General features: G+C 61.6%; 10 protein-coding genes and 2 pseudogenes. 5 read left to right on the top strand and 7 right to left on the bottom strand.

Translation table 11 applies throughout. The annotated features are described in order from the left end of the window. The coding region (locus ACNFCH_RS25615) for a methyl-accepting chemotaxis protein (RefSeq protein ID WP_416744464.1) at positions 1 to 1,455 on the bottom strand (1,455 nt) is incomplete at its 3' end. A gap of 278 nt (positions 1,456 to 1,733) precedes the next feature. Between ACNFCH_RS25615 and ACNFCH_RS25610 the strand changes: the two are divergent. The 3 genes and pseudogenes from ACNFCH_RS25610 to ACNFCH_RS25600 form a co-directional block, all read left to right on the top strand. Then, positions 1,734 to 1,910, top strand: a pseudogene (locus ACNFCH_RS25610) (cyclase family protein); the annotation flags it as partial. Between the two features lie 183 nt (positions 1,911 to 2,093). Then, positions 2,094 to 2,444: a MoaF-related domain-containing protein gene (locus ACNFCH_RS25605; protein ID WP_416744462.1), complete on the top strand. Its 351-nt coding sequence runs from the start codon at positions 2,094 to 2,096 to the stop codon at positions 2,442 to 2,444. Continuing rightward, positions 2,441 to 3,613 carry an MFS transporter gene (locus ACNFCH_RS25600; protein ID WP_337160424.1) on the top strand — a complete coding sequence of 391 codons (1,173 nt, stop codon included), beginning with the start codon at positions 2,441 to 2,443 and terminating at the stop codon, positions 3,611 to 3,613. Before ACNFCH_RS25605 ends, ACNFCH_RS25600 begins: the two co-directional genes overlap by 4 nt. Before the next feature lie 111 nt (positions 3,614 to 3,724). On the opposite strand, the gene ACNFCH_RS25595 is transcribed toward ACNFCH_RS25600, so the two are convergent. After that, positions 3,725 to 4,510 carry an SDR family oxidoreductase gene (locus ACNFCH_RS25595; RefSeq protein ID WP_337160427.1) on the bottom strand — a complete coding sequence of 262 codons (786 nt, stop codon included), beginning with the start codon at positions 4,508 to 4,510 and terminating at the stop codon, positions 3,725 to 3,727. Between the two features lie 108 nt (positions 4,511 to 4,618). Beyond that, positions 4,619 to 5,626 (bottom strand): trans-3-hydroxy-L-proline dehydratase, encoded by a 1,008-nt coding sequence (lhpH, locus tag ACNFCH_RS25590; RefSeq protein WP_416744459.1) that lies wholly within the window; start codon positions 5,624 to 5,626, stop codon positions 4,619 to 4,621. Between the two features lie 349 nt (positions 5,627 to 5,975). On the opposite strand from lhpH, the gene ACNFCH_RS25585 reads away from it, so the two are divergent. Further along, the gene (locus tag ACNFCH_RS25585) at positions 5,976 to 7,397 is read left to right on the top strand and encodes an MFS transporter (protein WP_416744457.1); all 1,422 of its coding nucleotides are present in this window, start codon (positions 5,976 to 5,978) and stop codon (positions 7,395 to 7,397) included. A gap of 96 nt (positions 7,398 to 7,493) precedes the next feature. Here ACNFCH_RS25585 and ACNFCH_RS25580 read toward each other — a convergent pair whose 3' ends face one another. Further along, positions 7,494 to 8,873 carry a purine-cytosine permease family protein gene (locus ACNFCH_RS25580; protein ID WP_337160421.1) on the bottom strand — a complete coding sequence of 460 codons (1,380 nt, stop codon included), beginning with the start codon at positions 8,871 to 8,873 and terminating at the stop codon, positions 7,494 to 7,496. 219 nt (positions 8,874 to 9,092) lie between these two features. Between ACNFCH_RS25580 and ACNFCH_RS25575 the strand changes: the two genes are divergently transcribed. Beyond that, positions 9,093 to 9,398: a hypothetical protein gene (locus tag ACNFCH_RS25575; RefSeq protein ID WP_416744455.1), complete on the top strand. Its 306-nt coding sequence runs from the start codon at positions 9,093 to 9,095 to the stop codon at positions 9,396 to 9,398. 246 nt (positions 9,399 to 9,644) lie between these two features. Here the strand turns inward: ACNFCH_RS25575 and ACNFCH_RS25570 are convergent. The 3 genes and pseudogenes from ACNFCH_RS25570 to ACNFCH_RS25560 all read right to left on the bottom strand — a co-directional run. Continuing rightward, positions 9,645 to 10,259 (bottom strand): annotated as a pseudogene (locus tag ACNFCH_RS25570) (type IV secretion protein Rhs); the annotation flags it as partial. A gap of 83 nt (positions 10,260 to 10,342) precedes the next feature. Further along, entirely contained in the window at positions 10,343 to 10,957 is a 615-nt protein-coding gene (locus ACNFCH_RS25565) for a hypothetical protein (protein ID WP_416744453.1), read from the bottom strand. 3 nt (positions 10,958 to 10,960) lie between these two features. Continuing rightward, positions 10,961 to 11,681, bottom strand: a 721-nt coding sequence (locus ACNFCH_RS25560; RefSeq protein ID WP_416744451.1) for an RHS repeat domain-containing protein, incomplete at its 5' end; no start/stop codon positions are given.

Raw genomic sequence — 11,681 nt, 5'->3', positions numbered from 1 at the left:
GCGGATGGTGCCGAGGATCGACTGGATAGCATTGCTGTCGCGCTCCAGCTGCTGGATCGACTGGGCCGACTGCTCGATCTCCTGGCTCAGGCGGTCCACGCTCTGCACCGCCGCATCGATCTGCTGCTGGCCTTCGCGGGCCTGCTGCTGGCCGCTGTCGGCCGACTGCGCGGCCTGGCTGCAGGAGCGGGCCACTTCGTTGGCGGTGGCGACCATTTCGTGGAACGCGGTGGAGACCATGTCGACGGCCTCACGCTGGCGGCTGGCTGCTTCGCTCATGTCGCTGGAAACACGGGTCGAGCTGCTGGAGGTGTGCAGGATCTGCCCGGCCGCGCTACCAATGTGCTGGATCAAGCTGCGAATGGCGCCAAGGAACTGGTTGAACCAGTTGGCCAGTTGCGCGGTTTCGTCGCGGCCATGGACTTCCAGGCTGCGGGTCAGGTCGCCCTCGCCTTGGGCGATGTCTTCCAGGCCGCTAGTGACGCCGTTGATCGGCCGCACGATCAGTTTGGCAAACGCAGTGCCGACGGCCGCGAACACGGCCGCCAGAACCAAGGCGATGGTGCCGATCAGCCAGCTCAGGCGGGTGGCGCTTTGCATCACTTCGTCGTGGCGGATCAGGCCGATGAAGGTCCAGCCCAACTGCTCGTCAGGATAGACGTTGGCCATGTAGTGCTCGCCACCCAGCTCCACTTCGACCAGCCCTTTGCCAGCCTTGGCCAACTCGGCATAGCCATCGCCGAAGCTCGAAAGCTGCTTGAAGTTATGGCTGGCATCACGCGGGTCGACCATCACGTTGCCGTTGCTTTCCACCAGCATCAGGTAGCCGCTTTCGCCCAGTTTGATCTTCTTGACGATCTCGGTGAGGCCATTGAGGGAAACATCGATGTTGACCACACCGCCGGTGCTGCCCAGACGGTTGGAGACCGCGCGTACCGTACTGACCAGTACCGCATCGTCGGCCGCCCAATAGTAGGCGCCGGTGCGCACGGTCTTGCCAGGGTTGGCCATGGCCAGCTGGTACCAAGGGCGCTGACGAGGGTCGTAGTTGGAGAACTTCTGCCCCGCTGGCCAACCGACATAACCGCCATCGCCTACGCCGTAGGAGACATAGGCATAGGCCGGATGGGTCTCGGCCAGGCGCGTGAGAAAGGTAAGGACCTCTTTGTCCTGCTCACCCAGCACATTGCTGGGATTGGCCTGAAGGTATTTATTGAGGTTGTCGCCGGTCTCTGCGATGACGGGCTGGGCGGCCAGGTAGTTCACGTTCTGGTCGATGCCCTGGAAGAAGATGTTCATGGCATTGCCGACCTGACGAATTTCCCGGCTGCTGTTGTCGAGGAAATCGTCACGGGCCTCACTGCGCAGGTTGAGTACGACCAAAGTGGCCACCAGAACGATGGGCAACCCGGCAATGATGGCGAAGGCCCAGGTCAGTTTCTGCTTGATGTTCATCTGCAATCCTTATCGCTGTTGTACCGACAGGATCGACCGAAGCCCGTATTCCTTTAGTGAAAACCAGCAGGTTGCGGGCGGCAGGTCGTGTTTGGGCGCGTTCGGTCGTGTCTGGTTCGAAACGACTCGCACATGCATCCCCGGCCCATCGCTCCCGTGCCCCCCACGCAAAAGTCATTGTCCTGCCCGCCGCTTTTTCTCATCCCTGCCCCCGCCCAGAATCCGGGCCTGACTCACTTCCCGTTCAGGAGAACCCGGATGAACTACTTCACCCCACCGGCGAGGAGTTCCCGGTCAACCAGTTCATGCTGGCCAAGCGCGGCATCTACAACCTGGAGCTGATCGACACCCGCGCGCTGGTGCGCGACAAGGCCTTCGAATTCCTCTTCGTGCTGGGCCAGCCGCTGTACAAGGGCTCGACCCAGGTCAACATCAACCCGGTGGCCATCCACTGATCGTATGTCATCAAGCCACTTGCCCATCCGCTGCGACGGGCAAGTGCGCCGCCATTAGTGACTTCAAATCAAAGGTTCTTGGCGCAACCGTGACTTAATCCACCGGATCAAGGTGGACATACTCCTCGCCACACGAACGATCCCTCTCGTTCCTCACAGTAACCGCCAACCGCAGGCCATCCGATGAGCACGCATGACCAGACTCCGCTGCCCGCCTTCGCCGGGCGCAGCTTCCAAGTCGAATACCCGGGCCTTGCCGCCCACAACAGCTATAGCGCCGATGCCCGCAGCGTACGCTACGCCATCGTCTCGGGCCCCTACGCCGGGGCCAGTGGCGAGGCTGCCTGCCAGTGGCGACAGATCGCCGATGGGGTCTACGTGATCTCCTGGCAGGAAGTCGACGGCGCCACCGTGGTGCATGTCGATGACTTCACAGGCGGCCACTCCCAGGCTTTCTTCACCGCCAGCGACCTGTCGTTCTACCGGATGGAAGGCCCGCTGACCGCCCTCGCTGACCAGGAGCACGCGCAATGAAACCCGGACACGTCCTGTTCGCCCTGGCCATTGGGGCCTTCGGCATCGGCACCACAGAGTTCACCCCCATGGGCCTGCTGCCGGTAATCGCCGAAGGCATCGACGTCAGCATCCCCAGCGCCGGCATGCTGGTGACCGCTTACGCCGTCGGTGTGATGGTCGGCGCGCCGATCATGACCTTGCTGTTCAGCCGCTTCGGCAAGCGCGGCGCCCTGATCGCCCTGATGGCCATCTTCACCCTCGGCAACGTGCTCTCCGCCCTGGCGCCCGGCTATGGCACGCTGCTCGCCTCGCGCCTGGTCACCAGCCTCAACCACGGGGCCTTCTTCGGCCTGGGTGCGGTGGTGGCCGCCAGCGTCGTGCCCCGCGACAAACAAGCCAGCGCCATCGCCACGATGTTCATGGGCCTGACCATCGCCAACATCGGCGGCGTCCCCGCCGCCACCTGGATCGGTCAGCAGGTCGGCTGGCGCCTGGCCTTCGCCGGCACCGCGTTGCTCGGCATCCTGGCCATGGCGGCGCTGTGGTGGGCCCTGCCCAAGGGTGAGCGCGGCAGCGTGCCCGATGTACGCCGGGAACTGGCGGTGATCGCCCGACCGAACGTGCTGCTGGCCATGGCTACCACGGTGCTCGGTGCTGGCGCGATGTTTACCCTGTACACCTACGTCGCCCCGGTATTGGCGGAACTCACCGGCGCCTCGGATCGCTTCGTCACCCTGGGCCTGGTGCTGATCGGTGTGGGCTTCACCTTGGGCAACAGCCTGGGCGGTCGCCTGGCCGACTGGTCGCTGGACGGCTCGGCACGCCTCTTCCTCGGCGTACTGGCGCTGATCATGGTGCTGATGCCGTTCGTGCTGGGAACCCACGTCGGCGCGGCGCTGGCCTTGTTGGTCTGGGGCGTGTTCACCTTCGCCGTGGTACCGCCGCTGCAGATGCGCGTGATGATCGCCGCCAGCGAGGCCCCGGGCCTGGCCTCGTCGATCAACGTGGGCGCCTTCAACCTCGGCAACGCGGTGGGCGCCGCGCTGGGTGGCGCGGTCATCAGCCTGGATCTGGGCTACGCCGCGGTACCGGTCGCTGGCGGCGTGCTGGCAGCAGGCGGATTGTTGCTGGTGTGGCTGGGCGGGCGCGATAAAGTCGCCGCCAAGACCGTGGGCGAGACGGTGTAGTTCGCTCGCCAGGGAGGCTAGCCAAGGGGCGCAGCTAGAGCTATTTGATCCTCAGCAGCCCATTTGGGACGCGGCTGGGGTGATCCAGCCGCCTCGCCCAAGCGTGCAAGGTCAGAACGTACCCGGGTAGGCACCGCCGTCGATCAGCAGGTTCTGCCCGGTGATGTACCCGCCATGGGCACTGCACAGGAAGGCGCAGTACGCGCCGAACTCCTTGGCATCACCGAATCGCGCCGCCGGAATCGCCTGGCGGCGCGCCTGGGTGGTCGCCTGCAGGTCGCCACTGGCCTGGCTGGCCGCCTGCAAGGTCTTTTGCAGGCGAGCGGTGTCGAAGGCGCCTGGCAGCAGGTTGTTCAGGGTCACATTGCGCCCGGCCAGACGCTGCTGACGGGCGAGCCCAGCGATGAAACCGGTCAGCCCGCTGCGTGCACCATTGGACAGGCCGAGGATATCGATCGGCGCTTTCACGGCGCCCGAGGTGATGTTCACCACCCGGCCAAAGCCGCGTTCGGCCATGCCATCGACCACCGCCTTGATCAGCTCGATGGGCGTGAGCATGTTGGCGTCCAGGGCCTTGAGCCAGTCTTCCCGGCCCCAGGTGCGGAAATCGCCCGGTGGTGGGCCGCCAGCGTTGTTGACGAGAATATCGACCTGCGGGCAGGCGCTGAGCAGGGCCTCGCGTACCGCAGGCTCGGCCACATCGCCAGCGACCGTGCGTACCTCGATGTCCGGGAAGCGGCTGCGCAGCTCGACAGCGGTCTGCTCCAGGGTGGTGGCGGTACGGGCGTTGATCACCAGATTGACGCCCTCGCCGCCCAAGGCCTCGGCACAGCCCTTGCCCAGCCCTTGGCTGGCGGCGCAGACGATGGCCCAGCGGCCCTTGATGCCTAGATCCATGATCGATTCCTTGTTGATTGACGCGATGGACATTACCACGCGTGCAAGCCCACTGCCCCTGAGAAAGCAGCGGTTCGACGCCCCACGGGGCCAATGTGGCCCTTTTCGTTACCGCACCAGAAACCCCTGCTTCTGCGGGTCGCGATCGTCGATGATCCAATTGCAAAAACCACAGATGTAAGCGTTGCCCGACACTTCGGGAACGACGGCAGGGATGTCACCGACGAGGGTTTCTTTGATGACCTTGGCGGTGAACACCGAACCGATCACCGACTCGTTGATCAACACGTCATCCTTGTCCAGCAACCCGCGCAGGTAGAGCTGCGCGATGCGGCCACTGGTACCGGAGCCGGTCGGCGAGCGGTCCACTTCGCGGTCGGCGAAGACGCAACAGTTGGCCTGGGTGGATTGCGCGAAACGCGGTGCGCCATCAATGATGGTGCCGTAGATGTGGTTGATTTCCGGGATGTCCGGATGCACTACGGCAAATGCGGCGTTGGCCGCCTGTTTCACTTCGGCGCCGAACTGCTTCAGCGCCTCCACCGAAGATTCGCGGATCTCCAGGCCATACGGCGCGCCGCTGGTGTAGAAGTAGAAAGCGCCCCCGTAGGCGATGTCGCCGGTGACATCGCCGTAGCTCGGGGTGGTGACGGTCACGTCGCGCTTGTAGATGAACGACGGCACGTTGATGAAACGTACGCCGTTGGCGTGCTTGCCATCCCACTTCACGAACGCTTCGATGAAGCCGCAAGGCGCGTCGATGCCGACACGGGTTTCCGGCTCGGTACGCTCGACCCAACCCAGCTCCACCGCTGCCGTGGCCAGTGCGATGGTGCCGTGACCACAGTGATCGCTGTATCCCTCGTTGTGCAGGAAGATGATGCCGAAGTCCGCCGTCGGCGAAACCGGCTCGGTGAGGTAGCCGCCGTACATGTCGGCATGACCACGGGGCTCGAACATCAAGGCCTGGCGAATGTCATCGGCGTGCTCCAGCAACCAGGCGCGGCGCTCGACGATGGTATTGCCCGGCATGCGCGGCAAGCCGGAGGTCACGATACGGAAGGGCTCGCCACCGGTGTGGACTTCGACGGTGCTGATGCTGCGGGTGATTTGCATGAATGGCTCTCCTTGAATGCGATCACACGGGAATGTTGGCCAGTGGCTGGGGAGTTGCGGTCAAAAAACGACCAGCATGAAGGCAAACGCCCATACGGATCGCCAACCTTGCGGCAACTGCTCCGAAAGCCCCCCCAACGCCGGATCGATCCTATGCCCGCCAAAACAGCGATAACAACGAGACTCTCGGCACAAAATGTAAGCACCGGCCATTAGCGGCTCGAAGGACGTCGCTGGCCTGGCCGATTCGAATTCCAACTGCCAGGGATGCCGATATTTAATTTCTAGCGCCGGGTGACATTTCCTAGTATTTGCCAGGTGCCCTGCCGCCTCCCCGTCCGTTCCTGCCGTGAGTTTCGCCGTGTTCTCCTTCAAGCAGACCACCCTGTCGCCACCCGGCGAAGGGGTACCCAGACCCCAAAGGCTCATCGCCGTCATCGCGATCATGCTCAACATCGCCATGGCCAACCTGGAAACGGCGATCGCCAACACCGCCTTGCCAACCATCGCCGCCGACCTGGGCACCACCGACGCCCAGTCGATCTGGGTGGTGAGCATCTATCACCTGGCGATGATCGCCGCCCTGCTGCCGCTGGCCTCGCTGGGCGACATCATCGGTTACCGGCGCATCTCGATGGCGGGCCTGGTGCTGTTCATCCTGGCGTCGCTGCTGTGCGGCCTGGCCCCATCGTTCGAGTGGCTGCTGCTCGGTCGCCTGGTGCAAGGCTTGAGCGCCGCTGGGATCCTCGGTGTGGGTGTGGCGATGACGCGCTTCGTCTTCCCCAGCCACATGCTGGGCCGTGGCATGGGCGTCAATGCGCTGGTCGTGGGCGCGTCACTGGCCGCCGGGCCGAGTGTGGCCTCGCTGATCCTGAGCCTTGCCAGCTGGCATTGGCTGTTCCTGATCAATGTCCCCGTCGGCCTGCTCGGGGTGTTCCTCGGCCTGCGTTCCCTGCCGCCCACGCCCACCAGCGCACGGGCGTTCGATGCCGTGGCCGCAGGGCTCTGCGCGGTGTTTCTTGCCGCCCTGGTGTATGCCGTGAACGGCCTGGCCCAGGGCGCGCCGTGGGGCGTCACGCTGGGCAGCGCGATGCTCGCCGGGCTGGGCCTGTGCCTACTGCTGCGTCGCCAAGCCGGTCATCCCGCGCCGATCCTTGCCCTGGACCTGCTGCGCCAGCCGCTCTACGCGCTGTCCGCCACCAGCGCCGCGGCGTCCCTCACGGCGCAGAGCCTGGCGTTCGTCGCCCTGCCCTTCATGCTGCAGCACCAGTTGGGGCTCTCCCAAGTCGAGACCGGATTTCTGATCACGCCCTGGCCGGCCATGGCCGCACTCATGGCGCCCATCGCCGGGAGGCTCTCGGACCGCTACGCGACCGGCACCCTCACGGCCCTGGGCATGGGCATCCTTGGGGTCGGCCTGGTGCTGCTCTGCACCTTGCCGCCTTCGCCCGAACCCTGGGACATCGCCTTACGCATGGCCGTGTGCGGCGCGGGGTTCGGGTTCTTCCAGTCGCCCAACATGCGCGACATGATTTCGTCGATTGCGCCGGAGCGCAGCGGGGGTGCGGGCGGGCTGTCGAGCACGATGCGGATGCTCGGGCAGGTGCTGGGGGCGGCGCTGGTGGCGGGGTTCTTCCAAGTGTATTCAGCCCAGGGCGCGTCCCTGGCATTGTGGGCTGGCGTGGCCTTTGCGGCGTTGGCGTGCGGGGCGAGTGTGTGGAAGTACCGCGTTTTCAAGGATCCGCTGCGGGCAACCGTCATACAGCGCTGATGCCGTAGGCAGTGGATACAGGAGGCTCATCGGTGAGCTGAAGCACCGTCCGCCGTCCATGGCGATTGAAAGCCTAGGGTTTGCGTTGCGGCATCATCAGTCAGTGACAGAAGACTGCAACTGGCCTTGCCTGGCCGAGGATGGACTGTTGACCATGCAGTACAGCGCGCCCGCCAGCACCAGGCCCACCACCCAGCTGATGTCCGCGTCCAGCCAGTTCGCGACGAAGCCTGTGTAGAACGACAGCTTCATGAACGGAATGGTGCCGATGATCGAGACGGCATACACCGCCAGGGTCCGGCGATTGAAGCGTCCATAGCGGCCCTTGGCGTCGTACAGCTCACCGACCTCGTAGTGCCCGCGGCACACCCAGTAGTAGTCCGCCAGGTTGATCGCGCTCCAAGGGATCAGCAGGTAGAGCTGCCCGATCAGGATGTCGGCAAAGAAGGTATCGAAATGGTACTGGGTGGCGATGGCGATCAGCGTTGCGGCGAGGGTCAACACCGCCATCACCAATGCCTTGGCGGCGGGGGTGACATATCGCAGCCCACCAAAGGCGCCGAAGATCGTCACCGATGACATGTAGGCGCTGTACAGGCAGAGCACGTTGTACTGGATGACGCCGAGGGCGATCACACCCAGCGCCACCGGTGCCCAGGGCCCGAACAACGTGGCGATCGCGGTGGCCGGGTTCAGGCCAAGGGCTGCCGGTATCGCGACAGCCAGCAACGCACCTAGGGCCATCATGGCGAAAGAGCCCAGCGCGCAGCCCGAGTAGGTTGTCCAGAACGTGGTGCGGGTGTTCACGTTGGCCGGCAGATAGCGTGAGTAGTCGGCCACGTAGGGGCCATACCCCAGCGTCCAGGACGCGGCCTGAGCCACCACCAGGTTGAAGGCCGTCCACGAGAACGCCCCCGTGGTCGAGGCATTCGCCGACGCCTGGCCTGGGTGCAGCAGGATCAGTACCAGGGCGCCGCCGAACACCAGCGTAGACAGCAAACTCATCCAGGCGCCCAGGCGGTGGATCAGCTCATAGCCGACGAAGCCGATGACGAAGGTCAGCACACCGACCAGGACGATAGCCTGGTCGTCGCTGATCGGTAGCAGCGCTTTCAGGGCATCGCGCATCAGCACACCGCTGGCGGCCAGGAACAGCACGGCGGCCACCACCATCACCAGCAACGGAATCGCCGCGCCGTAGACACCGAACTGTGCCCGGCTCTGGATCATCTGTGGGACACCCAGGTGCGGCCCCTGGGCCGAATGCGCGGCCATGAAGATGGTGCCGATGAGATTGCCGATCAGCAGGCCGAGCAGCGTCCAGGCAAAGCTCAAGCCCGAGGCGATGCCCAACGTACCGACCATCAGGGCGGTCACCTGGAAATTGGAGCTGAACCAGATGGTGAACAACCGCCTGGGTGTGCCATAGCGTTCAGCGTGAGGGACAAACTCGATACTTCGCGTTTCCAGCTTCACGACCGTCTCCTGAGTGAATTTCGGGATTATCAGGCGGTGCATGGGGCCTGCTCAGCCTGGCGACGAACATCTCATAGCTGCCAACGACGCCTGGGAACCCTTTGTCGGCATTGGCAAAGCGGCGGTCGCAGTTTGGATTGACACCGGTCGTCAGCTCCATCGACCTCCCATGCGCCTGCCCGGTCCACCTTGCATTCCCCTGGCAGCGATGGTGAACGAATGGACGTGCTTGCTGACAATGACCTGTCGACCCGCAGTCATGTGGTTCGCCAACTGATCGTGGTGTTTTCCTCCGTATTGTTGATGGCCCTGTTACTCGGGCTGTTCTCCCTCTACCGCCTCGCCGAGACGCTGGATACCCGTGAAGCGCAGCAAAGCCGCTTCCATGCCGAGTCCGGCATGACCCAGTTGCAGAAGAACGACAGGACGTCCAGCCGGGCTTCAAGGTCGACGGCATTTCGGTCGCCTCGGTCGAGGCGCTGGTGCGTTGGCACCCCCGGCTCGGCCTGCCTTGCTCAGCGATGACCAGTGCCATGAGGTGCAAGGGTTCTTGCTCAGCAAGCCGGTGGAGAATGCGATGTTGGTTCGCATGATGGAGGAGAATGTGGATATGGTGCAGTGAGGCGCTGAATGACTGGGAAGACTTTTCACGCTGTACAGGGCCAGGTGACTGATGAAACCAACCACACCTCTCGATTACGTAGACAAAGCACTCTTGCTGACACGCGACCGGCAAAACGTACCCCTGGCCATTCGGTTTACGCGATGGTTCAGATGCTGGCGCTCGTCGTATCGGTAGTAGGTGCTCTTGCCCGAGCAGTCCTGGTAGCGCTCCACCTGCGCCAGGGTGTTCCACCACAGGTACTTGGACTTGTAGGTCGTATCGATGATGGTGTGCGGGAGGCCATCGTCGCTGTTGAGGTACTCGGTCAGTTGCCCCAGGGCGTCGGTTTCGGCGAGCAGGTTGCCCTTGTCGTCGTAGCGGGCTTGCCAGGTGCTGCCGTCCGGGTAGGTGACCTGGGTCACCAGCCTGGTCAGGTGGTGGTACTCGTAAGTGATCGTGCGCCCGAGCGGGTCGGTTTCTTCGAGCAGGTGGGCGAACTCGTCGTACTTGAAGGCGAGCTGGTTGCCGTCCGGCAGGCCCAGGCCAACCATGTTGCCGTGCTCGTCCAACTCAATAGCGTAGCGCTCGCCGCCGTAGTCGCGGCTGGCGATGACGCGGTGGTCTTCGTTGTAACGAATCTCCAGCTCACGGCCCAGCACATCGGTGGCCCAACTGGTGCGGGCCTCCAGGTCGTAACGGAAGTGGTAGTGCTCGCCATCGCTGGTCCAGTGCTCGACCACGCGTGGCGTGCCGCCCAGGGCGTTGCCGTGGCTGATCATCAGGCGGCCAAACAAGAACTATTAAAGACCAACCATCCAGGGCCCAGCAACAACTTAATCCACGTCAAAATTCATCGATATAAGAATCATATCAATGCAGAAAGAAGCGGAATGTCATAATCTTTGCTCTTAATGATTTTCTTAGAGCTCATCGCCGCGTTCAGCAGACTTTCATCTACAAACTTCATTTCTAACTTTGCTGCGCAATGAATAAATATTGCAGGATACGCATACTCATCGGGCGAAGACAAGACATCATTTATCGTTCGTTTAGCCGGGACTATACAAGCCAGTAGTCGTGGCACATAGTACTCCTCCAAAACCAATCTAATATGAGCACAAATCTCCCTCACCGTAGATTGATCAGGGGTTTTTATCGCACCACCAGAGTCTCTACTAAATTTTTTGTTTTGTTCACCAGATGAAATAAAGGAGAAACAGCCCTCGCTAAATAGATTGCTCTTATATGGCGGTGTAAATTTAGAGCAGCAATCAAATATTTCCCCACCATACACCATACCCCCAAGAACATAAGCATCAACTCGCGCGAGATGCTCTAAAAATAGCTCCCCTACAACTTTTTTATTGTGCTTAAATTTTAGTTTATTCTTCGACGCCACAACACCCTCAAATTGCGCTGCTACTAATTTAAGCTCTTCAAGCAACTGAGACTCAAAAATTGAACGATTTTCAGAACTCATAAATCACCGATATTTAAGAACATTGAACACTGCGTCGTGAACAGCCCCTTTTCCACCGAGCAGCTTACCGCGAGCACTTTTAGTATCAATTTTTAACTTTGCCGCCGTACCACTGGAAGGTTTGATAACTCCTCCCCCAAGGTGCTGTGTTGTGTTGGCCGGGTTACTCATATCAAATACACCTGCAGCTTTTTGGTTCTTTGTGAGCGACCCTGTACCGTGCTTCACTTCAAACACATGTAAATTTCCTTGTGCATCTTTAGCGACAAAGTCCGCTCGTACTCTACTACCATTCACCTTCATAGTGACTTCTTCTGCGACAACTTTGAAGCCATTACGCTCCAAATCATGCATTGCTTTGGCTCGACCTTTATCTCCACTAGCTGCGCTCTTACACAGCCCAAATGGATCGATCCAAATCAGTGCGTTAGGAGCATATGCATAAAGATTGTACCCGCCTTGTAGCCCTATGGGATCCTGAGTAACGAACCTTCCCATTTCAGGATCATAGTAACGGAAGGTATTGTAGTGAAGCCCAGTCTCACCATCAAAATACTGCCCCTGAAAGCGCAGGTTCTGCTCAATCTCATCGACGGCTAGCTGCTCAATCGAACCCCACGACCGATACGTCGCCTGCCAAACGATCTGCCCCTCGCTATCCGTCAGTTCCAGCGGCGACCCAATCTGGTCAGTATGGAAGTAGTAGACCTTCTGCCCTTCCCCT

This window comes from Pseudomonas sp. NY15354, assembly GCF_048068075.1.
In the GTDB taxonomy this organism is placed as follows: Bacteria; Pseudomonadota; Gammaproteobacteria; order Pseudomonadales; family Pseudomonadaceae; genus Aquipseudomonas; species Aquipseudomonas guariconensis_C.
This window is presented reverse-complemented; position numbering and strand designations above follow the sequence as displayed.

What these genes read in the sequence shown, in the direction of transcription:
- lhpH (WP_416744459.1), bottom strand. Translation starts at nt 5,626, where the DNA reads ATGCAAATCACCCGCAGCATCAGCACCGTCGAAGTCCACACCGGTGGC.
- ACNFCH_RS25605 (WP_416744462.1), top strand. Translation starts at nt 2,094, where the DNA reads ATGAGCACGCATGACCAGACTCCGCTGCCCGCCTTCGCCGGGCGCAGC.
- ACNFCH_RS25565 (WP_416744453.1), bottom strand. Translation starts at nt 10,957, where the DNA reads ATGAGTTCTGAAAATCGTTCAATTTTTGAGTCTCAGTTGCTTGAAGAG.
- ACNFCH_RS25575 (WP_416744455.1), top strand. Translation starts at nt 9,093, where the DNA reads ATGGACGTGCTTGCTGACAATGACCTGTCGACCCGCAGTCATGTGGTT.
- ACNFCH_RS25595 (WP_337160427.1), bottom strand. Translation starts at nt 4,510, where the DNA reads ATGGATCTAGGCATCAAGGGCCGCTGGGCCATCGTCTGCGCCGCCAGC.
- ACNFCH_RS25600 (WP_337160424.1), top strand. Translation starts at nt 2,441, where the DNA reads ATGAAACCCGGACACGTCCTGTTCGCCCTGGCCATTGGGGCCTTCGGC.